Below are 21,970 nucleotides of genomic sequence, written 5' to 3'. Positions count from 1 at the left end.
AGCGAGGTGGAGAAGATGATGTATTATGGATTAGCAGTCATCTTCTTTGGTCTGGCTTTCTTTTTTTACCGTAAAAAACAAGGTCCTTATCCTGATATGGTGTGGATTTTCTATGGCTTAACGAGTCTCTTAACTGGTTTTATGGTGACTTCATCGATGCGGTTTTTTGCCACAATTCGATTGTTTGTCTATATTGCCTCTGGTTTTGTGATTGCCTTTCTTCCTATCTTTTTGGTGGTTCTTTTAGGGACTCTCTTTAAGGATATGCAGGAAAAACATGAACAAGCATGGTATCGAGTAATTACGGGCCTGATGGTTATGCTTTTAAGTGCAGCTATAATTTTTATGGTTTGGGGAGCTTTTAACTTACAAGAAATTCGCTTTGAAAATTATATTGATATGGTCATTGAAATTACCCTTTATTTTATTGCTAATTTTCTTGCTTTTTGTTTATTGAATTGGGTTCTACAAGTCTTTCCCTTGAAAGTTAAGGGTCAAGTCTTAATGGTCTTGGGGCAAAAAATTGATAATCCCCAACAGTTTCCGCGGCTATTAGCCCGTCGGCTTGACCAGGCTTTGGCCTACTACATTGCCCAGCCCTTGTCAGACCAAAATAAGATTTATTTCCTTGTTACAGGGGGTCCCATTGCTTGGGGAGACACCAGCGAAGCAGCAGAAATGCGCGATTATCTAATAGAACGTGGGGTAGCGGGCGATAAAATTATTCTTGAGCCTTTGGCTCATAATACCTTTCAAAATTTTTATTATGGGCGCGAGCTACTAGTGGGTCCTTTAAAAGCTGCCCCAGTCATTGTTTTTACCAGTCGTTTTCATGTACTAAGGTCCTATTGTTACGGCCAAGCGAGTGGGATGAAGGCTACTTATCGTGGTACGCGGGTAGCTTGGTACTTATGGCCTTATTATTTAATTCGTGACTACTTAGGTTTTCTCCTGGTGGTTAAACATTTGAATTATCTGTATTTATTATTAATATTTCTGGTATGGCTGTATCAAATTATCTACGGTATTTATTAAGGAGGAAAAGGATGCATCGGTGTAGTTGGGTAGAAGGGAAGCCTGATTTCTATATAGCTTACCATGACCAGGTTTGGGGGAATCCCTGCCATAATGATCATGATTTATTCAAATGGCTCTTATTAGAAATGTTTCATACAGGTCTTTCTTGGCAACTTGTTTTAAGCAAGGAAGCCAATTTTAGACAAGCTTTTGATAATTATGATTATCAAGCTATCTCCCAATATGATGTAACTAAACTAGAAGAACTTTGTGATAATCCTAAGATTATACGGAACCGCCGCAAGATTGAATCAGCGGTTTTGAATGCCCAAGCTTTCTTAAAGGTTCAAGCGGATTATGGCAGTTTTGACCGGTTTATTTGGTCCTTTAGCCGGGAAAAAGTGGTTAAACGTCAGACAGGTACACTTGTTCCTAAGCGGACACCTTTAAGTGACCAGGTGACCCAGGCTTTGAAGAAATATGGTTTTAAACAAATTGGGTCAGTCACAATTTATTCTTATTTACAAGCTATTGGGGTGGTTAATGACCATGACCTAGCTTGCGATTTTAGATAAACAAATAGAATCAGCTATTTTCGTAAAAAAAAGCCCTGAGCACAAAGATGCTCAGGGCTGAAAATTTTTATTAAATTATTTATTTTTTAATTCAAGTAAAATTTGTTCTAATAGTTCACTTTCACTTGGGCCAGCTGGTTCTTCATCTGGTGCAATTAATTTCTTACCTTGAGCTTTTTCTAAAGCTTTAAGGGTAAGGAATAGTAAAGAAGCAATTAAGATAAAGTTAATAATTGCTTGTAAGAATAAACCAATACCGATTTGGGTGTTACCAATAGTTAAGGCAATTCCAGTTACATCAGCCTTACCAGTTAGGGCAGCAATGATTGGCATAAAAATATCTTCAACTAAACTTGTAATAATAGCAGTGAATGCGGAACCCATGATGATACCAACCGCCATAGTTAGTACATTATCATTAGCGATAAAATTACGAAACTCTTTAAACATTAAATTTCCTCCTTCTTCTTATTATGAACCTTCGTCCACTAGTCAATATAGCAAATATCGAGGGGAAAGTATAATTAAATACATTATGAAAACGTTATTTAAATAATTTTTAAAGTTTTTGAATATAAGCTTCAATTGGATAAGCGGTAGTGTCAATATCCCACTTACCTTGACTTACCAGTTTAGCCCATTGATAACCTAAGTAAGGACCAGAGGTTAAACCAGAAGACCCTAATCCTGAAACGGTCCACACTTGGTTGAGACCTGGAACCTGCCCCAGAACTACTGAATAATCTTGTGATTGGGCTCGAGTCCCAACCTTATATGTTTGGATAGGATAGGCTGCGAGGTCAGGGGCAATTTGACTGACATGTTGACGCAGCGCTTCGAGTTGAGAAAGGTCGGGGTCTAAATTATAGGCTTGGTCCTCTTCATGGGTGGCGCCAATAATGATCCGGCCATCATTGAAGGGAATGATATCCCCTAAGCCGGGCGGCATGACCACGGGCCAATGTTGATTTTTAAAGTTAGCATCCTGGATAATATAGAGCTGCCCCTTTTGGGGGTGAATCTTAACCTGATAATTTAAGGGTTCTAATAGTATAGGTAACCAAGCACCCACTGCTAGTAGGACCTGGTCGTATGTTTTGCTTTGACCCTCAACTTGTATTTCTAAACCATTATTCCTCTGGTTCAAGTTGACTGCTTGATAGTGGATTGTCCCACCGAGATCTTGAATGGCACGGTGAAGAATTCGAATCAGTTGCTCACCGTCAACCCGGCCACCCCCCTCAACATAGGTTGCTTTTAAATCATCTTTTAGGAAAGGAAAATAATCTCTAGCCTTAACGGTTTTAACCTGACCAATGGCGGGCCATAGGGGGAGTTTTTCCTGGGCTTGCTTTAAATCTCTGGCATATCCCTTATCAGAATGACGAATCATGAGGGCGCCATCAACTTGGAAAATTGCCTGGTGGGGATAGCCATCTTGTTTGAGGTCTTCCATAAATTGACGGTAGAATTCAGCCCCATGGGCAACTAATTGGAACCAAGCCTGATTACGCCTTAAAGAAAACCAGGGATTGATGATTCCAGCGGCTGCCTTAGTCGCTTGTCCTTGTCCCCAATCATATAGGACGGGTTGATAACCTTGGCGGGCTAAGTAATAGGCCGCAGTTGCCCCGACAATCCCGCCGCCAACAATGGCGATTGATTTTTGGGTCATGGGAATTCATCTCACTTTCTATTGATTGCTTTGTAGGTAAGCGTCTTGAAATTGAGTGAGCCGATCTATCAGTAAATGTAGGTTTTCCATGCTAGCTGCATAAGAAATTCTAAAGTAACCTTGTCCAGCTTCTCCAAATGAAGAACCAGGGGTTAAGCCCACGGCAACCTTTTGGGCGACTTGTAAGCAGAAGTCATAGTCTGTTCCTTTAAACCAGTCAGGCACCTTGACAAAGAGATAAAAGGCACCTTGGGGTTCCGTTGCGGCAAAGCCTAAAGGAGCAAGAGCCTTGAGGAGATAATCGCGTCGCTTGCGGTAGGCTTGCACCATGGCTTGAATGTCTTCATCACACTGGTCATAGGCGACTATGCTTGCTTTTTGAATGGGTGTGACGGGTGTATTAATGGAAGCTTGTTGTACTTTAAAGATTTGATCTAAGTAAACTTTTGGTCCGGCGATAATCCCCATTCGCCAACCCACCATGGCGTGGGATTTAGAAGCGCCATTAATGAGGATTGTTTGGTCAGGTAAGAGTTCAGCCATGGAGATATGGGCATGGTCATAGGTCAATTGGGCATAAATTTCATCGGAAACGACTAATAAGTCATGCTTTTGAATCACTTGGGCAAGGGCTTGTAACTCTTGGCGGTTATAAGTTACTCCAGTCGGGTTAGACGGGTGATTTAAAAGGATCAGCTTGGTTCTGGGATGGGCTTGGATGGCTGTCTCTAAATCGGCTGGAGTTAAGCGGAAGTTGTTTTGGCTGGTATCTAAAGGAATAAACTCAGCGCGATTTAATTCTACTTGGGTTTTATAAGCGACATAGTAAGGCGCCGGAGCAATCACTTGGTCGCCTTGATTTAAGAGGGCAGTTAAGGTTGAAAAAAGAGCGCCTGTGGCACCGTGGGCCACAATAATTTCATCTTCGGGCCGGTAATGGGTATGGTAGTGTCGTTCTATATACCGACTGATGGCTTGGCGTAATTCGAGGGTTCCTCGAGAATGGGTGTAGGAAGAGAGGTCATCTTCGACTGCTTGGATGAGAGCTGCTTTGACCTTTGCTGGCACGGGGTAGTCGGGCTCACCTAAAGAGAATTTAACTAAGTCTTTAATCCCAGCGATTTCCTCATTGAAGGCTCGGATGGGACTGCCTTTAGCAGCGGCGACTTTTGAATTGAATGGATAAGACATGATGCATCACCTTTCTAGGATCATAGGATAAGGGTCAACAAAATTTATGATATAATTTTAATAATTATGGTTGACAATTATCATATTTACAGTAATATTAACACATAAGTTATATCGAAACGCAATGAAATGGAAAGTAAATAAGGATTCTTTTTTAAGAGAGTTCACATCTGCTGCAAGTGAACATGAGAAGCTTATTGAAAATGGCCATGGAGCGGTCACTATGACAAACTTGAAATAGTGAACGGGAGCCCCCGTTAGTTGGGTCGCAGTATAGTTTTTGTACTGGTTGAGGTTATAGTTAGCGATAACTATAGCAAATTAAGGTGGTAACACGAATTCACGTCGTCCTTTTTAGGAGGACGCTTTTTTTATTTAAATAATTGTAAGGAGTTCAGAACATGATTGAATTAAAAGATATTGATGTGCTTTTCCATAGTGATAAGCGCGTTGTCTCTGCAGTTAAAGATGTATCAATTGATATTCAAGCGGGGGAAATATTTGGTATAGTAGGTTATTCTGGGGCAGGAAAATCAACCTTAGTCCGAACCATTAATCTCTTACAAAGACCGACTAAGGGCAGTGTGAAGGTGAATGGCCAAGATATGTTAGCCTTATCCGCCAGTGAATTGCGCCAAGCTCGTAAAAAAATCGGCATGATTTTCCAACATTTTAATTTAATGGAGTCACGGACCATTGCTGAGAATGTGGCTTTTCCTTTAAAAGGTTCAAGTTTAAATAAGCAAGAAAAGGCGGCCAAGGTGGCAGAATTGTTGGATTTAGTTGGCTTAAGAGATAAGTCAGATGCCTATCCGAGTCAGTTATCAGGCGGACAAAAGCAAAGGGTGGCCATTGCCCGAGCTTTGGCCAATGATCCAGATATATTACTCTGTGACGAGGCTACTTCGGCTTTGGACCCTAAAACGACTTCTTCTATCTTAGAGTTACTAAGAGAACTAAACCAACAATTAAATATTACAATTGTGATTATTACCCATGAAATGAATGTGGTGAAGGACTTATGTGACCGGGTAGCAGTCATGGAGGATGGGCGCTTATTAGAACAAGGAACAATTGTAGAAATCTTTACCCAACCCCAAGAAGCTTTAACCAAGGAGTTTATTAATACTGCTACACATTTGGACCAAGAATTAGCCTTGGTTATTGGGCACGAATCGACCAATCGCTTACGTGAACAAGGTCAGTTAGTTCGTTTGTCTTATGTCGGGGATACAACGACTCAACCCTTTATTACTAAGTTAGTCCAAGACTATCATGTCCAGGTTAATATCTTGTTTGGCCATGTCGAAATTCTAAAGGACATTCCCGTAGGTAATCTTTTTGTCGGTATTACCGGAGCCGACCAAGATATTAAGGCTTCCTTAATTTACTTAGAAGAACATGGTGTGGGTATTCAGACCCTATCTGAATTAATCGAGGCTCAAGCCTTAAAGGAGGATAAAATCTAATGACATCCTTATTCTTATTTTCAGAGAGCTTTAATGCTAAAATGACAGAACTATTGCCTTATGCTTGGGAGCTCCGCGAAGAGTTTGTGCAAGCCACTTGGGAAAGTATCTATATGCTTTTACTTACCATTCTCTTTGGCGGTGGCCTCGGGCTCATTCTGGGTATTATTATGACGGTGACCGGTCCGAGCGGAATTTTAGAATCCAAACGATTCTATAAATTCTTAGATGCCTTGGTTAATATTTTCCGGTCGATTCCTTTTATTATTCTACTTGCCTTATTGATTAAGGTGACTCGGGGGATTGTTGGGACCACGATTGGTCCAACCGCGGCTGTTGTTCCAATTGTGGCCTCAACTATTCCTTTCTTTGCCCGCCAAGTTGAGATTGCCCTTTTGGAAGTCGATCGTGGGGTGGTCGAAGCTGCTGAAGCCATGGGACTATCACCTTGGGATATTATCTTCCGAGTTTATCTCAGAGAAGGTTTGGCTGCCTTATTAAGAGTATCTGCCTCTACTGTTATTTCAGTGATTGGATTGACCGCCATGGCAGGCTCTGTCGGTGGGGGTGGCTTGGGAACCATGGCTATTGCCCGTGGTTATCAACGGAGTCGGATGGACATTATCATTGTTTCCACGATTCTTATTTTGATTATTGTATTGGTGAGCCAAGTTATTTTTAACCTCTTAATCCGGCGGACCCAGCATAATAAATGAGATTAGGCTCATTTAAACTGGATTAAAATTAAAAATAAATAATAAAAATTTCATAAAAACTTTGACAAATACCAAAGCATGCTTTATTATATAAAATATAGATAAATAAACACGATGATGTGGAAAGTAAATCAAAGGGCCCAGATAGAGAGCTTACGGTTGGTGGAAGTAAGTTGGAGAATGCGATTGAAAATGGCCACGGAGTGGTCAAGCTGAATGCTTCGGCAATAAGTTTGAACGGTTGCCCCCGTTAGTCTGGCCCCGCTATTGTTAATGGAGAAAAGTTAACTGCAGCGGTTGAGGTTGTCCTAGTGATGGGGCAACAAATTAAGGTGGTAACACGAAGTTCAACTCTCGTCCTTTTGCTTAGGACGGGAGTTTTTTATTGGGTGACGATCCAATAGATAGAATAAGTTACTCCCCTGGTTGTTGTTTGGTTGCAAAAAAAGAAAAGGAGACATTATCATGAAAAAATTTTTAGCAAAGTTTATTAAAGTATCTGCCGCTGGTTTATTAGCCGCTGGCTTATTAGCCCCTTCCACTTTGGCTCAAGAAGAAAAAGTCTTTGATGGTGAAAAAGTATCCGTAGGGGTTGCTTCTGAATATGAAGAAGATGTCTGGAAAGTTGTGCAAGAAAAGGCCAAAGAAGAAGGCATTGATTTAGAAATCGTCTTATTTACCGATTATGTTCAACCCAATGTAGCCCTCCAAGATGGGTCGATTGACTTAAATGCCTTCCAACATATTGCCTTTTTAAATGAATGGAATCAATCAAATGAAGGTGACTTGGTTCCCTTAGCCTTTACTTATGTTGCCCCTCTCCGTGCTTATTCTGAAAAAATAAAATCTTTAGATGAATTAGCTGAAGGCGATACTGTTGCGATTCCAAGTGATCCAACCAATGGTGGCCGGGCCTTGCTAGCCTTAGAACAAGCTGGTGTGATTGAAGTCGATGATGCCGCTGGGGTTTTACCAACTATTAAAGATGTCACCAAGAATGATAAGAAAATTGAATTTGAAGAATTAGATGCGGCCCAATTAGCCGCAGCCCTACCTGATGTAACCGCAGCTTTCATCAATAATAACTTTGCCTTGGATGCGGGTCTGTCAGTGGATGATGCGATTTTCTCTGACGGTGATGATATCGAAAGTTTAGCGGCTGATTATAAAAATGTGATTGCGACTCGGTCTGCTGATAAAGATAATGAGCTTTATAAACATGTAGCCGAATTGTATCATTCACAAGAAGTAAGCGATAAATTAGCTGAAGTTTCTGATGGGGCTGACTTACCAGCTTGGACTGAAAATGATGAATATCCTTTGAATTTAGACCAAGACCAAGCCGGTGATGAGTCTGCTAGTCAAGCAGAAGAAAGTCAAGAATCTTCTAGTGAAGAATAATTAAGTGTAAAGCACTTACCTTAATTTCTATCTAATAAGAAACTTGATAAAAAATAGTGACTCTCAAAACTTGGACATTTTTCCAAGATTTGAGGGTCACTTTTTATTTGTTCTAGGTACTGATTTAAACAGTTTAGTTCTAGAATAGTCGTTGTTGAATATGGTAAGTTACATCGTTACTTTCTTCCAAGTGAGCTTGGAGGATTTTGGCTTGGTTAGCATCATGGCTGGCTGGGTCGGCAGCTTGAATGGCATGCAAGACTTCACGTGGGAAGTAGAGCCGGTAATCGCCCCGTTCCCGTCCAGCGAGTGATTTAACAATGGCAGAAACCTGGGAAAGTTCGACCACTTGGTTATTCTTGGTGATTAATTCAATTGGTGACTTTTGGCTATTGGTCTTATAGGGTTGGAAATAATCATATGGTAGGTCATAGGATGAATTTTCACCTAAGTAATATTCTGGGTCATAGCCTTTGGCCACGAGTTCTTTTTGCAAGGCAGTCATGAGTTCATCCCGGTCTTCTTGACTCACTAAGAGTGACTTAAAAGGATGTCGGTTGAGAAAACGATAGGCTAAATCTTTTAAGATTGGATCGTTTTCTTCTAACCATTGGGTAAAATAAGCAGACATGAGATGATCATCTAATTTAAGATAATCATCCAGGGTCCATGTGTCATTAAGGAATGGTACCAAGAAATTAATCGAGAATTTCATTTGGTCAGCCTTGTGGCTGTAACAATATTTGGCTCGTTGGAAAAGATTTTGTAATATCTCTTCCATTCCGCGGGAAACGGGGTGGAAGTAAACTTGCATATACATTTGATAGCGGGAAACAATATAATCTTCCACCGCATGCATGCCCGAGAAGTCAAAAATAATCTTGTTATCATAGGGACGGATGACCCGTAAAATCCGAGTTAAATCATACTGTCCATAAGAAACACCGGCATAATAAGCATCCCTGAGTAAATAATCCATTCGGTCAGCATCAATCTGACTCGAAATCAGTTGAACCACTTGTTGATTGGCATAAGTTTTGTTGATTACCTGGGCTACTTTTAAAGGGAGGTCAGGGTCAAAGCTGGCTAGAATTTGGTTAACTTCAGTGGTAGGGGAAGTGATGATTTCTTGGGTTATGGCTTCATGATTGGTGTTAAAGATACCCTCAAAGGTATGAGAAAATGGTCCATGACCAATGTCATGGAGTAGGGCTGCACAGAGGGCGACCATTCGTTCAGAGTCATCCCAAAGTCCATCACCAGGTTCTTGGGTAGGATAGTTGCGCACAAAATTATTAATAATCCGACGGGTTAGTTCATATACTCCTAAAGAGTGGTTAAAGCGGGTATGTTCGGCACCATGGAAGGTATAAGAGGAAGTGCCTAATTGTTTAATCCGGCGGAGGCGTTGAAATTCCCGACTATTAATGAGGTCTAAAATAATGCTGTCACGAACATGAACATAATCATGAACCGGGTCACGGAAGACTTTTTCACGGCTTAATTCATTCTTAGTTTTTTGGATGTGATCCATAGCATACTCCTTTACTGGTTAACCGAGTTGATTGCGTTTAAGGGCTTGTTGGTAACGGTATTGATAGATTTCTTCAAGGCTGGGATGATTAAAGTTTCCCGTTGTTAAATTAACTTTACTTTGAAAAACTTGGTCTAGCCAAGCGGTATATTGGGCTAGGCTGATGTCTAGTCCCAGAACTTGGCTAAGACTGGTCATACTATTGAGATTGACTTGGGGATAAGAAAGGTCAGCCTGGCTACGGGCATAAAACTCTTTAATATCAAGACTGCGTTGGTCTTGGTTGCCCCCAACAGAGATATAGGCCGCGACGGTGGTACCTGAGCGGAAGCGACGTTGGGCAATTCCTCCGATTTTTTGGCCAGCGACCACGATATCGAATTTACCAGGACAGTAGGAGTCGACAATTTCATAGGCTTCGATTTTAATGTGAGCATAGCCTTGTAAGTTTAATGAAACTTGGACTAGGTCAATCATCAGTTGATAAGCATTGTCAATGGTTAAATCAATATAATCTTTATCTAAGACCATGGCAATATTGAGGACTTGTGGGTCATTCACCACTGCTAGTCCGCCATGAGGCCGAACAACGACGCGGTAACCCAAAGATTCAAGATAATTAATACCTGCCTGAAGCTGAGGGAGACGGGTATCTTTACCACCTAGGAGGACGGCTTTTTGGTTATAAGGATAGTAGTGTAGAATGGCTTGAGGCTGGTTTGGCTGAGCCTGGTTGATTTGGGGGAGGTAACGGATAAAGGCATCTTGATAGGCTAGACCACTATTAGGGTCGTCCTTTTCCGGATTATCAAAATCATGGAATCTTTGCCATTCAAAAAGTTTGATTGTTTTAAAAAAATTAAGTGCCATTCTAGGCCTCCTCATTTTCTTTTGCCCTAACTTAGGGTATGATTGAATTATAGCAAATATTTGATAGTAATATTAGTCTAAATCAGGGCTGGGAGAAGATTTTATGCAGAAAAAACAAATTGCCATTCTGGTACAACAAGATATTCGTTATGCTGAACAAGCGGGTGGTGACCATTTTCAACATCAAACCCAGGCAGATTATTATCAATTGTCAACCTATTCTAAGTTAAGCTATCAAGATATAAATGGCTTAACGGTCCATTTAAAATGGCAAGATAAGGCAGACAAGAATTATAGCTTGGAGATGAGACAGACTCAAGGACGGATGGTCTTTGATCCAAGTGAAAAAAAACGGGTGACCTATATGTCTCCAGCCGGTGCCCTAGGGTTAGAAATCCAAACCGACCATTTGCAAATAGTGGAGGTGGCCGATAAAATTCAGGTAGTCTTAAAGTATCGGATATATAATCAGGGACATTTAATAGGAAATTATGACTATCAATTGATTTATCAAGGATAAATAGGTAATATATAAGGGTATGTAAGGAAGGAAGTGCAAGATGGAATTGCAAGCGTTTAAAGGTGAAAACTTGAATGAATTATCCATGGTGGAAGTAGCTTATGCAATCTTAGAGGAAACTAGTGATGTTCATGAATTTACCAATTTACTCATTAAAATCCAAGATTATTTAAACTTATCTGAAAGTGAATTAGAAGAAAAAATGGCTCGGTTCTATACCGATTTAAATATTGATGGTCGTTTTATCTCTCTAGGAGAAAATCGTTGGGGCTTACGAGCTTGGTATGCGATTGATGCGATTGACGAAGAAATTGTCAATTCATTAGATGATGAAGATTTACCACGTCACCGTCGTCGTAAGAATAAGAGCAAGTTGAATGCCTTCTCTGATGATGAAGATATGATTGATTATAATGATGATGATCCTGAAGATGTGGATGATATTTATGATCAAATCGATGAAGATGAAGTCTATGAAACCAATGACGATGATGAAGAAGATGAAGCAGATGAGATTAGTGATAATTTAACAATTGTTGCTGATGAAGACCTTGAAGATGAAGATACTGAGTTAGGTGCCTATGCATCTGATTTAGATGAGCTCGGTACTGATAATGAAGAGATCGATGATGACTTTGTAGCTGAAACGGATGAAGACTTCGATGACGAGTATGATGAAGAAGACGAAGAAGAAGAGTACGTAGATGAAGAAGTGGAAGAAGATTAATTTATTCTTTAGCTTCCATTGATAAAAATAAACTTATAAAGTCAGGTTATTGGTATAATAACTTGGCTTTTTTAGTGGTTAAATTTGATCTAAATACTTGAAATAAATTTTTTGCTAACATGGACATTTTGTGTCCAGATATAAAAAGAGATCCTCTATTTTTAATCAATTTGAAAGATTGAATAAGTCTAATATAGTAGAACTTATTAATATAAAATAAAGATTAGTTTTCAATGGGTTTTTCTAGCTATCTTATAAGGTTTAAGCTATAATAAGAAATGTAGTAAGAAAAAATTTTAAGGGGGACTTTATCAATGAGTCGTTTAGTAAGTATGACGGAAATGTTAAATAAAGCCAAAGAAAATGGATATGCAGTCGGTCAATTCAATATTAATAACCTTGAATGGACACAAGCTGTCCTAACAGCTGCCCAAGAAAACAATTCACCAATTATTTTGGGTGTATCTGAAGGTGCTGGTAAATACATGGGCGGACCTAAAGTGGTCGCAGCGATGGTTAATGCTTTATTAGAAACAATGAATATTACTGTGCCAGTTGCTTTACACTTAGATCATGGTTCTTCTGTTGAAAGTGCTAAAGAATATATTGATGCAGGTTTCTCATCTGTTATGTTTGACCACTCTCACTTCCCAATTGATGAAAACGTCGAAATGACCAAAGAAATTGTTGAATATGCTCATTCTAAAGGCGTTTCTGTGGAAGCTGAAGTTGGTACTGTTGGCGGTGTGGAAGATGGCGTAACGGGTGGTGTAAACTATGCTGACCCTCAAGAATGTTTACGTATGGTTAAAGAAGGTGGCGTTGACTGTCTAGCCGCTGCCTTAGGTTCAGTTCATGGTAACTACGTTGGTGAACCTGTTTTAGGTTTTGATGAAATGTCAGAAATTTCTGAATTAACAGGTGCTCCATTAGTATTACACGGTGGATCTGGTATTCCTGAATATCAAATTAAAGAAGCTATTAAACGTGGTCATGCTAAAATCAATGTGAATACTGAATTACAACAACAATGGACAAAAGCAGTGCGTGAAAAATTAAATAACGATGCTGATGTTTATGATCCACGTAAAATTATCAAACCAGGTTTTGATGCGATTGTTGCTAAAACTAAAGAAACCATGGATATCTTTGGTTCTTCAAATAAAGCTTAATAGCTTTAGTAATTATTAAATGATAGGGAAGGAACTAGTCTTAGTCGACTAGTTTCCTTGCCTATTTTTTTGTTATTTTTAAAATTTTAGGAGTAAAAGTTAATTTATGGCTAAGAGTTTACAAAGTTAAATATCATGGTACACTAGAATCATTATGAAAATGTCATAGATAAGGAGTAACTATGAATAAACGGTTAGTATTTAGTTTTTTAGGAAATATTGCCTATTTAGAAGCAGGCTTGTTAGTTTTCCCAATCATTGTAGGCTTAATTTATCGTGAAAGCTTGGCAAGTTTATCCGCCTATGTTTGGGTGCAAGCAATCCTTATTCTGCTTGGCTTTGCTCTTAGAAAACTTAGTCCGGATCAGGCTATATATACTTTTGTAGATGGTCTAGCCATTACTTCACTTGCTTGGCTTTTTCTTTCTTTTTTTGGGGGCTTACCCCTTTATATCTCAGGTCAAATTCCTTCTTTAGTCGATGCTGTTTTTGAAATGGCTTCTGGCTTTACGACCACAGGAGCTAGTATATTAATTAATGTTGAAGCTTTAAGTCAATCTGCCTTGTTTTGGCGTTCATTCTCCCATTTGGTGGGGGGGATGGGTCTCTTAGTCTTTGCTTTTGCCTTCGTACCGCAAAAAGGTCAGGGTACGGTTAATATCATGCGGGCGGAAGTACCGGGACCAAAATTCGGTAAATTAGTTGCTAAGAATGAAAATTATGCCTTTATGCTTTATAAGATTTATTTAATAATGACGGCTGTTTTAGTCTTAATTTTAATGATGACAGGAATGTCTTTATTTGACTCCTTAATTTATGCTTTTGGGGCTGCAGGGACCGGTGGTTTTGCTAACAAAGCGGAATCCGTGGCCTACTTTCATAATCCGGCAGCTGAGTATGTCCTATCGATTGCTATGATTCTGTTTGGTTTTAACTTTAATCTTTATTATTTTATGATGCTGGGTCGAATCAAGGATATTTTTGAAAATGAAGAATTAAGATTATTTCTCTTAATTATAGGATTGGCCATAATCGGAATTATGATTAGCTTATCGGGTTCTTATGATAGCTTGGAAGTATTATTCAGAGATACCTTGTTTACAGTCTCTACAATTATTTCTACTACTGGTTATGCCACTGCGGATTTTGCCTTATGGCCACTCTTCACCCATGTGATTCTATTGATTTTAATGTTTTCCGGGGGTATGGCTGGTTCGACGGCAGGTGGGTTAAAAGTCTCACGTTTATTGATTTATGGCAAAACCATAATTAGAGAATTACGCTTGAATTTACAACCGCGGCGGGTTTTACCCATCACGATTGATGGGGAGATTCTTTCGGAATCTTATGTTAAACAAACATTCTTTTATTTCGGCTTATATGGTTTAATATTCATTATCGGCGTCCTTGTTGTTTCAGTTTCCCAAGGTCCTTTCCTGACCGCCTTCTCAGCAGTTTCGGCGACCTTGAATAATATAGGGCCGGGCATGGGTGTGGTCGGACCGACAGGTTCTTATGCTGGTTTTACTGTGATTAGTAAAATTGTACTCACTTTCTTAATGATTATTGGCCGTTTGGAAATATACCCTGTGCTAATTTTGTTTAATTATAAAGTCTGGACCAAAGGATAAGGAGTGAACCATGAAAATTGTAATCTGTGGTGGTGGCCAGGTCGGCGCTGCGATTTGTGAGTCTTTATGGCAAGTGGCCAATATTGTTTTGATTGACCAAGATGATATGGTGGTCGAAGACTTGTATTCAACCTATGATATTCAAGGCATCGTAGGTTCGGGCACTTCCTTACGGGCTATGCATGAAACTGGCATGGATACCGCTGACTTGTTTATTGCGGTGACCTCTTCTGACGAAACCAATATTATATCAGCCATGATGGCCGAAAAATTTGGGGTACCACATGTCTTTTGTCGAGTGCGGAACCCTGAATATTTAGAGGATGTTAAATTTATGCAGTCAGCCATTGGTATTTCAGAAATGATTAACCCTGAGATGGATGCGGCTAAATTAATTGATCAAATTCTAACTTATCCTACTGCTAATAGTATTGAGAGTTTTGCTAAGGGCAATATTCAATTAGTTGGTCTAACCGTTAAAGAGAAAAGTGTGATTCAAGGCCAAACTTTAAATGAGTTCAATAGTAGCTTCAAACACGCTATGTTGGTTTGTATGGTGAAACGCGATAATCAAATTATCATTCCGGATGGATCTTTTCGAATTCAAAGTGGGGATGAAATCCATGTGACGGCAGCCCGCAAAGATTTAAAAGACCTATATAATACCCTTAAATTTAATAAGAAAACCGCTTCAAGCGTCCTTATCATCGGGGGCGGGCAATTAACTTATTTCTTATTGGAACAATTAAGTAAACGGAAGAAAGCAATAAAAGTTATTGAAAATGATTTAGAAAATTGTCAACGGCTCGCTTTGGCTTTCCCAAAGGTAGAGGTGATTCACGCTGATAATACTGACCAAAAAGTCTTAGATGCCGAAGGAATCGACCGTTATGATGCCGTAGTCTCCATTAATCAGAACGACGAAGAAAATATGATTGTTTCTCTTTATGCTAAGTCACGTCAAGTTCCTAAGGTTATTACTAAAATTGATCGACCATACTTACTTAAGCCTCTATCCTACTTAGGATTGGACACCATTATCACACCTAAACAATTGGTGGCCGATCGGATTATTCGCTTAACCCGATCCTTAAAAGCGACTCAAAATTCATCGGTGGTCAACTTGTATAAATTAGTAGATGAAGATCAACACGTTGAGGCCATGGAGTTTGAGGTCTTGCAAGAGGCTGAGATTACGCGAGCTCGATTAATGGATTTAGATCTCTTGGATAATACTTTAATTATGGGGATTTATCGCCAAGGAAAAATAATTATCCCTTCAGGACTTGATCAAATCCAAGTAGGCGATTATGTCACAATTATTACGGAGCATCAAAATATTTCTGATATAAATCAGTTAATTAAAAAATAAAGCAAAAGAGCGGATCTACTTGTTGAAAATCAGCGATTTTCAGGTAGTAGGTCCGCTTTTATCTATATTATTTAGTGTTTATAGTTAAAGCTAATACTTTTTCTTAGGGTGACGGTCAATAACGTCAGGGTTACTATCTAAGGCTGTTTGGCCTTTTTCTGTGAGGGCTAAGCCACGAACGGTAAATTCTTGATCAAGCTCTGCCTCTGTGATTTCTGCTTGTAAGAGCTGATCAAGTTGGTCACGTTTTAATTTAGAATACCCTTTAATGCCATGTTTTTTTAGTATATTCTTAACTTCAGCAGCAGTGATGTGGTCTAATGACTGGAAGGGGCTTTCGATATAGGCGTAGCCTTGGTCAAGCAAATTCTGTAAATGACTAGGAGCATCGATCCCATAATCATATTCAAAGTATTTAGGAAACCAAGATTTATTGGTAAAAGTACCAAAGGCAATTCGCCAGAGTAAAATAAGGTCGCCGGGTAAAAGGCCGTCAGGAGTCGTTTCCATATTGCGTTTAGGAACCAGTTTGGCCTTACCGATTTTTAGGTCCTTGAGCCAAGTATTGAGGTCCCTCTGGGGATTAACATAAGGGATTTGCGGATAATTTTGATAGATTTTTTTAATTTCCGGATGCATTAAATCACACTTTCTAAAAAATAGTTGAGAATGACTGGGAAAACTTGCTAAAATAGGCGGTGGGTTCATCCACTCGAATTCAAGTCTTAATTATAGTATCATAGATATTACTAAGATACAGTTGAGGTGACCAGATTGGGACATATAAAAGAAGAAAATTTAGGACTCTTAGACTATTTATTAGACCAGCATGACTATGCAATGCTAGTTAAACTCTTGCAAAAAGAAGGAGCCCCCGCTAGCTTACAAGCTTTTGCCCGCTTAGGCCAGGCCTTGGTCCAAGGCAACCTAGCAGTCATTGATAAACTTGCCCAGGAACTAGACCAAGACCAACTCTTACGCCCTGAGGCATTAGAACAAGCGACTTATGCGGCTTACCGTGCTTTACAGATTCAACTGAAACGACAAGAATATGGCGATTATTTCCGTGCCTTAACCCCAATTTTGGTTAATATTTTTCGTTTAATTTTTGAAAAACGAGTGATGCCACAATTAGATCAGTTCATTGAACCTATCAAGAAAGAGGATATCGATGGTCGCCACCTATACCGAGGTTTGCAGTGGAAACAGAGTCGGGTAGAAGCTTCTGATAATATCGTTAATCAAACTTTTCATAGATATTATGGTGACCATTTTAACTATGACCAATATCTTTCCTCAAGTCATCTGCTAAAACTAATCACCGACCATAGCCAAGATAAGGATCTTGTTGCTAAGGCCACCCGGATGCGGGCGGTGGAAAAATATGTACGTAACTTATCAGCCCATGAAGTTGTATTTGTGGATCAAGCTTGGGTTAAAGAACGTGGTCAATTATCGCTTGAGGAAATTAATCATTTGTTAGGTGAGTTAATGACCCTAGCCGATTTAAAAGACCAAGATCAATTAAATGCTTTATCAAAGATTAATAAAGAAATTAAGCAAGGCCTAGGGGTCTAAATAAAGATAGGAGAAATTATATGCAAAAATTACGTATCCGTGGTGGTAAGAAATTACAAGGGGAAGTAACAATTAATGGCGCTAAGAACTCTACGGTTGCTTTAATTCCCGCTGCTGTTCTTGCCGATTCTGAGGTAGTGCTTGAAGGCGTACCGGATATACAAGATGTGTATTCTTTGCTTGATATCTTAAATGATTTCAATGTAAAAACAGAATTTAACGATGGTACCTTAAAAATTGATCCGACCCACATGGTTTCAATTCCAATGCCAACGGGTAAGATTCAATCACTTCGTGCTTCTTATTATTTCATGGGAGCGACTTTAAGTAAGTTTGGTCATGGTGTGATTGGCTTACCGGGAGGTTGTTTCCTTGGCCCACGTCCAATTGACCAACATTTAAAAGCCTTCCGTATGTTAGGCGCTGACGTGACTGAAGAATATGGGGTAGTAACGCTTAAATCAGACCAAGGCTTAAAAGGGGGTCGGATTTATATGGATGTGGTTTCAGTGGGGGCCACCATTAATGCAATCCTAGGATCAGTTTGTGCCAAGGGTAAAACAGTCATTGAAAATGCCGCCCGTGAACCGGAGATTATTGATGTAGTGACCCTCTTAAATAAGATGGGCGCTAAAATCAAAGGGGCAGGGACCAATGTGATTCGGATTGAAGGGGTTGACCAATTACATGGGACCAACCATACGATTATTCCAGACCGGATTGAAGCCGGCACCTATATTACTGCGGCTGTGGCCATGGGCCGGGGAGTTAAGGTAAATAATGTCTTATATGAACACATTGAATCCTATATTGCTAAATTAGATGAAATGGGCGCTAAATTGGAAATTGGGGAAGATTATGTTTTTGTTCATCCCCAAGATACTTTAACCATGCCAACCATCAAGACCCTACCTTATCCAGGTTTTGCGACAGACTTACAGCAACCAATTACCCCGCTCTTACTGTTAGCAGAAGGTCGAGGTTCTATCACTGATACAATTTATCCGCAACGAGTCAAACATATCCCTGAATTAAATCGGATGGGGGCTAATATTAAAGTGGATGGTGATATTATTCGCTTAGAAGGTCCATGTAAATTATCAGGTGCCCCAGTTGAAGCTTCTGATTTACGAGCCGGTGCTTGTTTAGTGATTGCTGGTTTAATTGCTGAGGGTGAAACCACAATTTCAGGTGTGACCAATATCCTCCGCGGCTATGCTAATATTGTTAGCAAGCTCCAAGCACTCGGAGCGGATATTGAGATGATTGAAGATTAGCCTTGAATAGTCAGTAAAGAAGGAAAAGAATGTCTAAAAAACATAAAACTAATGTGATGCGGGTCTTAGATCAACATAAGATTGATTATGAACCTATTGAATGGGATTCAGAAACTATTAAGAAAGACCATGCTCAGCCTGATGTTTTTAAAACCTTGGTGACGGTTGGCAAAAGTGGTCAGAATTATGTTTTTGTGGTGCCGGTCGACCATGAATTGGATTTAAAAAAGGCGGCTAAGGCTGTATCAGAAAAAAATATACAAATGATTAAAGAAAAAGAACTTCTCCCCTTAACCGGGTATGTCCATGGCGGCTGTTCACCGATTGGTATGAAAAAATTACTCACGACGGTTTTTGATCAATCGGCCTTAGAATTTGAGACCATTAAGTTTTCGGGTGGCCGTCGAGGTTTTTCAGTCCAGGTGGCGCCCCGGGCAATTGAACAAGTAATTCCGGTGACTTTCCAAGATTTAAAAACTCAGGACTAGGAGGTAGAATTATGGCAGATTTTAGCTTTGAAATTGAAGAGCATTATGGTCAATTATCAACCAATGCCAAGGGTTGGGCCAAGGAACTCACTAAGGTGGCTTGGAATGGCCGTCCAGCTAAGTATGATATTCGTGACTGGGACCCAGATTATGAAAAAATGGGCAAAGGCCTTACTTTTACTCATGAAGAACTTAAGATCCTACGGGATTGCTTGAATAAAATGGATTTAGACTAAAAATCTTTTGCATTCTTTAAACATTCGTGGTATCATCATTGTGTTGCACATTGCGCAGAATAACTGTGAGCTAGCAAATAGCTTACGGCAGAAAGGAAGTATTAGTATGAAACAAGGAATTCATCCAGACTATCATCCAGTTGTCTTCATGGATACAACAACCGGTTTTAAATTCTTATCTGGTTCAACCAAATCTTCTCAAGAAACAGTTGAATGGGAAGACGGTAATTCATATCCATTAATTCGGATGGAAATCACTTCTGATTCACATCCATTCTATACTGGACGTCAAAAATTCACGCAAGCCGATGGCCGTGTGGACCGTTTCAACAAAAAATACGGTTTCACCAACAAGGACTAAGCTTAAAGAAGTTAAAGAAAAAGGGACTGGGCAAAAAAGCCCAGTCCCGCTTTTTCATTTTAAAATTATAATAATACAACGCAGTAGTTGACTGGATGGAAGCAGCGTCGCAATGCGACTTGTTCCGTCCTAGTCAACTGTGGAGAGCGGGCAGACGAAGCGAAAATCACAGATTTTCTACTTCTTGCCCGCTCCCTTTTTTTGGTTAGAATTCCAATTAATTTAGGTTTAACCTGCAATACTGATGACAATTGGAGCTAAAATACCTGCTAGGATAACTGAGGCAATAGAGACGGTGACAAAACCAGCAATCAGCATTTTTGGAGCAATTTCATGAAGGAGTGGATCATGCATTTGGTATGCATATTTAGTATCTTATTCCTACAGGTAAGGTGGCAGTCAACCTAGGACCCTTCATGACCGCCGCAGATGTTTTCAAAATTACTTTTATTGGTAAAGGCGCCCATGCTTCTGAACCGCAAGCAGGCGTTGATTCAGTCGTCATGGCCGGACAATTTATTAGCAATGCGCAGAGTATTGTGTCACGGGCCGTGGATCCGCAACAACCAGCCGTTTTAACCATTGGTAAGGTGAATACTGTGGATGGGCGTTTTAATGTGGTCTGCGAGGAAACGGTCTTGGAAGGGACCGTCCGGACTTTCCATAATGAAGCCCGTGATAAGGTGGAAGCGGCCGTAGCGGCTTATGCTGACCATATTGCCGCCATGCACGGGGGGCAAGTTGAAGTTGACTATACCCGCTTACTGGATGCGGTCCACAACCAAGCTCAAGGATCTGAATTATTAGGTCAAGTGGTGACCGACCTTTATGGCGCAGATACCCTTTATCCAAGCAAGGCTATTATGGCCTCTGAAGACTTTGGCTATTATTCGCAAGCAGGAAATGGCTTATTTGCTGTAGTAGGCTGTGGGAATGCTGCTAAAGCGACTAATTATTCTCACCATAATGCCCACTTTGATATTGATGAAGATGGTTTAGATTATGGTGCGACCCTATATGCGACCTATGTCTTAGCTTACCTAAATCAAGCTAAATTTTAGAAAAATATGTTATTATTAAATAAAGGAGTGTGATAGTTTGAAACAATTTATCGTTAACCCATCTTATTGGGACCTATTTCCAGATGCAGTGATTAACATTCTAGTCTTAGAAGGTATTGACAATCATTACCAAGGTAACGAAGCTGAATACGAAGCCCTTCTGAAAGAAGGTGGAAAAGCAGCTCAAGCCCATTTAACCGAAGATACCTTCTCACAAAACCCATCCGTTGCTATTTGGCGGGAAGCCTTTAAAACCTTTAAAACCAAAAAAGGAGCGCGGTCTTCAATTGAAGCCCTCTTAAAACGGATTAGCCAAGGGCATGAATTCTCACCTATTATTCCCTTAGTCGATATCTATAACTATGCTTCCCTTAAATATGGCGTGCCAGTGGGCGGTGAAGATATTGATAAAATGGCGGGTGATATCCATTTGGGTACAGCCCAAGGCGGCGAAGCCTTTTTACCTCTCGGTGCTGAGGAAGATGCCCCAGCCTTGGAAGGTGAAGTGATTTATTATGATAGTGAAGGCGCCATCTGTCGGTGCTTGAACTGGCGCGAAGCGCAACGGACCATGTTGACGGAAGATACGACCAATGCGTTTATCATTGTAGACAATGCTTCAAGCCAACAGGCTGAAGCAGCCGGCCAGGCAATTGCCGAGATTCAAGCCTTGGCTGAGAAACTATTAGGGGTTAAGGGTAAAATTCAGACCTTAACCAAAGAAAATCCCCAAGCAGATTTAATGTAAAAACAAAAGAAGAGGCTGGGCAAAAAGTCTCAAAAATAACCGACAAACATTTCAAAAAGATGAGATGTTTCTCGGTTTTTATTAATTTTAATAAAATATAAGAAAAGAAAAGAGGTCCCCTTCCTTTTCTTCTTATCATTTCTGCTAATCTGGTTAAATTCATTGCCATTAACAGGATTCCAATATCATTTGAAACCCCAATTTTTCCTCTTACATGAACTCTTCGTACACCAAAATTGCGCTTCATTTGACCAAAAACAGGCTCAACTTCTATTTTACGTTGAGCATATAGTTGGCAACCTGAATCGCTTTCTAAGTATTCTTTGGCTTTACTTTTATAATAGTCCCATA

25 protein-coding genes and 2 other annotated features are annotated in these 21,970 nt (G+C 39.9%); of the genes, 17 read left to right on the top strand and 8 right to left on the bottom strand.

What is annotated here, in order from left to right; all coding sequences use genetic code 11:
* The first annotated feature begins 15 nt into the window (after positions 1 to 15).
* Both G396_RS0101555 and G396_RS0101550 read left to right on the top strand, forming a co-directional pair.
* A complete protein-coding gene (locus tag G396_RS0101555) occupies positions 16 to 1,035 on the top strand; it encodes a YdcF family protein (RefSeq protein WP_006418880.1) in 1,020 nt (339 codons plus the stop codon).
* Between the two features lie 11 nt (positions 1,036 to 1,046).
* Positions 1,047 to 1,592, top strand: a complete 546-nt coding sequence (locus G396_RS0101550) for a DNA-3-methyladenine glycosylase I (protein ID WP_028124833.1) — start codon at positions 1,047 to 1,049, stop codon at positions 1,590 to 1,592.
* Between the two features lie 75 nt (positions 1,593 to 1,667).
* On the opposite strand, the gene mscL is transcribed toward G396_RS0101550, so the two are convergent.
* From mscL to G396_RS0101535, 3 genes are all read right to left on the bottom strand, one after another.
* A complete protein-coding gene (mscL, locus tag G396_RS0101545) occupies positions 1,668 to 2,042 on the bottom strand; it encodes a large conductance mechanosensitive channel protein MscL (protein ID WP_006418747.1) in 375 nt (124 codons plus the stop codon).
* A 109-nt stretch (positions 2,043 to 2,151) separates the two neighbouring features.
* The gene (locus tag G396_RS0101540) at positions 2,152 to 3,267 is read right to left on the bottom strand and encodes an NAD(P)/FAD-dependent oxidoreductase (protein WP_028124832.1); all 1,116 of its coding nucleotides are present in this window, start codon (positions 3,265 to 3,267) and stop codon (positions 2,152 to 2,154) included.
* Between the two features lie 18 nt (positions 3,268 to 3,285).
* A complete protein-coding gene (locus G396_RS0101535) occupies positions 3,286 to 4,458 on the bottom strand; it encodes an aminotransferase class I/II-fold pyridoxal phosphate-dependent enzyme (protein WP_006418788.1) in 1,173 nt (390 codons plus the stop codon).
* A gap of 115 nt (positions 4,459 to 4,573) precedes the next feature.
* Positions 4,574 to 4,814: a binding site (T-box leader), on the top strand.
* Positions 4,815 to 4,859: 45 nt separating this feature from the next.
* Between G396_RS0101535 and G396_RS0101530 the strand changes: the two genes are divergently transcribed.
* The 3 genes from G396_RS0101530 (at position 4,860) to G396_RS0101520 (ending at position 8,044) form a co-directional block, all read left to right on the top strand.
* The gene (locus G396_RS0101530; protein WP_028124831.1) at positions 4,860 to 5,927 is read left to right on the top strand and encodes a methionine ABC transporter ATP-binding protein; all 1,068 of its coding nucleotides are present in this window, start codon (positions 4,860 to 4,862) and stop codon (positions 5,925 to 5,927) included.
* The gene (locus G396_RS0101525; protein WP_034907393.1) at positions 5,927 to 6,643 is read left to right on the top strand and encodes a methionine ABC transporter permease; all 717 of its coding nucleotides are present in this window, start codon (positions 5,927 to 5,929) and stop codon (positions 6,641 to 6,643) included. The genes G396_RS0101530 and G396_RS0101525 overlap by 1 nt, the downstream gene beginning before the upstream one ends.
* A gap of 105 nt (positions 6,644 to 6,748) precedes the next feature.
* Positions 6,749 to 7,008 (top strand) — a binding site (T-box leader).
* A gap of 100 nt (positions 7,009 to 7,108) precedes the next feature.
* Positions 7,109 to 8,044 (top strand): MetQ/NlpA family ABC transporter substrate-binding protein, encoded by a 936-nt coding sequence (locus tag G396_RS0101520; RefSeq protein WP_006418945.1) that lies wholly within the window; start codon positions 7,109 to 7,111, stop codon positions 8,042 to 8,044.
* 139 nt (positions 8,045 to 8,183) lie between these two features.
* On the opposite strand, the gene G396_RS0101515 is transcribed toward G396_RS0101520, so the two are convergent.
* Positions 8,184 to 9,578 carry an HD domain-containing protein gene (locus tag G396_RS0101515; protein WP_006418870.1) on the bottom strand — a complete coding sequence of 465 codons (1,395 nt, stop codon included), beginning with the start codon at positions 9,576 to 9,578 and terminating at the stop codon, positions 8,184 to 8,186.
* An 18-nt stretch (positions 9,579 to 9,596) separates the two neighbouring features.
* The gene (locus G396_RS0101510) at positions 9,597 to 10,448 is read right to left on the bottom strand and encodes a lipoate--protein ligase family protein (protein ID WP_051221051.1); all 852 of its coding nucleotides are present in this window, start codon (positions 10,446 to 10,448) and stop codon (positions 9,597 to 9,599) included.
* Positions 10,449 to 10,551: 103 nt separating this feature from the next.
* Here G396_RS0101510 and G396_RS0101505 point away from each other — a divergent pair, with 103 nt between their 5' ends.
* The 5 genes from G396_RS0101505 (at position 10,552) to trkA (ending at position 15,870) form a co-directional block, all read left to right on the top strand.
* Entirely contained in the window at positions 10,552 to 10,968 is a 417-nt protein-coding gene (locus G396_RS0101505) for a YwiB family protein (protein WP_006418775.1), read from the top strand.
* Between the two features lie 40 nt (positions 10,969 to 11,008).
* Positions 11,009 to 11,695, top strand: coding sequence for a DNA-directed RNA polymerase subunit delta (rpoE, locus tag G396_RS0101500; protein ID WP_028124828.1), 687 nt, complete (start codon positions 11,009 to 11,011; stop codon positions 11,693 to 11,695).
* 314 nt (positions 11,696 to 12,009) lie between these two features.
* On the top strand, positions 12,010 to 12,867 hold the full coding sequence (gene fba / locus G396_RS0101495) for a class II fructose-1,6-bisphosphate aldolase (protein WP_006418899.1): 858 nt from the start codon (positions 12,010 to 12,012) through the stop codon (positions 12,865 to 12,867).
* 182 nt (positions 12,868 to 13,049) lie between these two features.
* A complete protein-coding gene (locus G396_RS0101490) occupies positions 13,050 to 14,498 on the top strand; it encodes a TrkH family potassium uptake protein (RefSeq protein WP_028124827.1) in 1,449 nt (482 codons plus the stop codon).
* Between the two features lie 10 nt (positions 14,499 to 14,508).
* Entirely contained in the window at positions 14,509 to 15,870 is a 1,362-nt protein-coding gene (gene trkA, locus G396_RS0101485) for a Trk system potassium transporter TrkA (protein WP_028124826.1), read from the top strand.
* A gap of 90 nt (positions 15,871 to 15,960) precedes the next feature.
* Here the strand turns inward: trkA and G396_RS0101480 are convergent, their stop codons facing one another.
* Positions 15,961 to 16,509: a hypothetical protein gene (locus G396_RS0101480; protein WP_028124825.1), complete on the bottom strand. Its 549-nt coding sequence runs from the start codon at positions 16,507 to 16,509 to the stop codon at positions 15,961 to 15,963.
* A gap of 135 nt (positions 16,510 to 16,644) precedes the next feature.
* Between G396_RS0101480 and G396_RS09845 the strand changes: the two genes are divergently transcribed.
* The 5 genes from G396_RS09845 to G396_RS0101455 all read left to right on the top strand — a co-directional run bounded on the left by G396_RS09845 (position 16,645) and on the right by G396_RS0101455 (position 19,810).
* Positions 16,645 to 17,448: a hypothetical protein gene (locus tag G396_RS09845; RefSeq protein ID WP_051221049.1), complete on the top strand. Its 804-nt coding sequence runs from the start codon at positions 16,645 to 16,647 to the stop codon at positions 17,446 to 17,448.
* A gap of 20 nt (positions 17,449 to 17,468) precedes the next feature.
* On the top strand, positions 17,469 to 18,725 hold the full coding sequence (murA, locus tag G396_RS0101470; RefSeq protein ID WP_006418728.1) for a UDP-N-acetylglucosamine 1-carboxyvinyltransferase: 1,257 nt from the start codon (positions 17,469 to 17,471) through the stop codon (positions 18,723 to 18,725).
* 29 nt (positions 18,726 to 18,754) lie between these two features.
* The gene (locus G396_RS0101465; protein WP_006418941.1) at positions 18,755 to 19,213 is read left to right on the top strand and encodes an aminoacyl-tRNA deacylase; all 459 of its coding nucleotides are present in this window, start codon (positions 18,755 to 18,757) and stop codon (positions 19,211 to 19,213) included.
* Positions 19,214 to 19,224: 11 nt separating this feature from the next.
* Complete coding sequence (locus G396_RS0101460; protein WP_006418847.1) at positions 19,225 to 19,449, top strand: YdbC family protein; 225 nt, start codon at positions 19,225 to 19,227, stop codon at positions 19,447 to 19,449.
* Between the two features lie 106 nt (positions 19,450 to 19,555).
* The gene (locus G396_RS0101455) at positions 19,556 to 19,810 is read left to right on the top strand and encodes a type B 50S ribosomal protein L31 (protein ID WP_006418782.1); all 255 of its coding nucleotides are present in this window, start codon (positions 19,556 to 19,558) and stop codon (positions 19,808 to 19,810) included.
* Positions 19,811 to 20,038: 228 nt separating this feature from the next.
* Here G396_RS0101455 and G396_RS11905 read toward each other — a convergent pair whose 3' ends face one another.
* A complete protein-coding gene (locus G396_RS11905) occupies positions 20,039 to 20,164 on the bottom strand; it encodes a hypothetical protein (protein WP_006418859.1) in 126 nt (41 codons plus the stop codon).
* A 23-nt stretch (positions 20,165 to 20,187) separates the two neighbouring features.
* Here G396_RS11905 and G396_RS09840 point away from each other — a divergent pair, with 23 nt between their 5' ends.
* Entirely contained in the window at positions 20,188 to 20,871 is a 684-nt protein-coding gene (locus G396_RS09840) for a M20 metallopeptidase family protein (RefSeq protein WP_282705423.1), read from the top strand.
* Positions 20,872 to 20,908: 37 nt separating this feature from the next.
* Positions 20,909 to 21,619: a B3/B4 domain-containing protein gene (locus tag G396_RS0101445; RefSeq protein WP_028124824.1), complete on the top strand. Its 711-nt coding sequence runs from the start codon at positions 20,909 to 20,911 to the stop codon at positions 21,617 to 21,619.
* Here G396_RS0101445 and G396_RS11320 read toward each other — a convergent pair.
* Positions 21,564 to 21,970, bottom strand: a 407-nt coding sequence (locus G396_RS11320; protein WP_034907389.1) for a transposase, incomplete at its 5' end; no start/stop codon positions are given. The genes G396_RS0101445 and G396_RS11320 overlap by 56 nt on opposite strands.

Source organism: Eremococcus coleocola DSM 15696, assembly GCF_000428865.1.
Classification (GTDB): Bacteria; Bacillota; Bacilli; order Lactobacillales; family Aerococcaceae; genus Eremococcus; species Eremococcus coleocola.
This window is presented reverse-complemented; position numbering and strand designations above follow the sequence as displayed.

Coding starts and splice junctions, on each gene's coding strand:
- G396_RS0101525 (WP_034907393.1), top strand. CDS start 5,927: ATGACATCCTTATTCTTATTTTCAGAGAGCTTTAATGCTAAAATGACA.
- G396_RS0101530 (WP_028124831.1), top strand. CDS start 4,860: ATGATTGAATTAAAAGATATTGATGTGCTTTTCCATAGTGATAAGCGC.
- G396_RS0101465 (WP_006418941.1), top strand. CDS start 18,755: ATGTCTAAAAAACATAAAACTAATGTGATGCGGGTCTTAGATCAACAT.
- G396_RS0101505 (WP_006418775.1), top strand. CDS start 10,552: ATGCAGAAAAAACAAATTGCCATTCTGGTACAACAAGATATTCGTTAT.
- G396_RS0101555 (WP_006418880.1), top strand. CDS start 16: ATGATGTATTATGGATTAGCAGTCATCTTCTTTGGTCTGGCTTTCTTT.
- murA (WP_006418728.1), top strand. CDS start 17,469: ATGCAAAAATTACGTATCCGTGGTGGTAAGAAATTACAAGGGGAAGTA.
- rpoE (WP_028124828.1), top strand. CDS start 11,009: ATGGAATTGCAAGCGTTTAAAGGTGAAAACTTGAATGAATTATCCATG.
- G396_RS0101540 (WP_028124832.1), bottom strand. CDS start 3,267: ATGACCCAAAAATCAATCGCCATTGTTGGCGGCGGGATTGTCGGGGCA.
- G396_RS0101480 (WP_028124825.1), bottom strand. CDS start 16,509: ATGCATCCGGAAATTAAAAAAATCTATCAAAATTATCCGCAAATCCCT.
- G396_RS0101550 (WP_028124833.1), top strand. CDS start 1,047: ATGCATCGGTGTAGTTGGGTAGAAGGGAAGCCTGATTTCTATATAGCT.
- G396_RS0101515 (WP_006418870.1), bottom strand. CDS start 9,578: ATGGATCACATCCAAAAAACTAAGAATGAATTAAGCCGTGAAAAAGTC.
- trkA (WP_028124826.1), top strand. CDS start 14,509: ATGAAAATTGTAATCTGTGGTGGTGGCCAGGTCGGCGCTGCGATTTGT.
- G396_RS0101520 (WP_006418945.1), top strand. CDS start 7,109: ATGAAAAAATTTTTAGCAAAGTTTATTAAAGTATCTGCCGCTGGTTTA.
- G396_RS0101510 (WP_051221051.1), bottom strand. CDS start 10,448: ATGGCACTTAATTTTTTTAAAACAATCAAACTTTTTGAATGGCAAAGA.
- fba (WP_006418899.1), top strand. CDS start 12,010: ATGAGTCGTTTAGTAAGTATGACGGAAATGTTAAATAAAGCCAAAGAA.
- mscL (WP_006418747.1), bottom strand. CDS start 2,042: ATGTTTAAAGAGTTTCGTAATTTTATCGCTAATGATAATGTACTAACT.
- G396_RS0101535 (WP_006418788.1), bottom strand. CDS start 4,458: ATGTCTTATCCATTCAATTCAAAAGTCGCCGCTGCTAAAGGCAGTCCC.
- G396_RS0101490 (WP_028124827.1), top strand. CDS start 13,050: ATGAATAAACGGTTAGTATTTAGTTTTTTAGGAAATATTGCCTATTTA.
- G396_RS11905 (WP_006418859.1), bottom strand. CDS start 20,164: ATGCATGATCCACTCCTTCATGAAATTGCTCCAAAAATGCTGATTGCT.
- G396_RS0101460 (WP_006418847.1), top strand. CDS start 19,225: ATGGCAGATTTTAGCTTTGAAATTGAAGAGCATTATGGTCAATTATCA.
- G396_RS0101455 (WP_006418782.1), top strand. CDS start 19,556: ATGAAACAAGGAATTCATCCAGACTATCATCCAGTTGTCTTCATGGAT.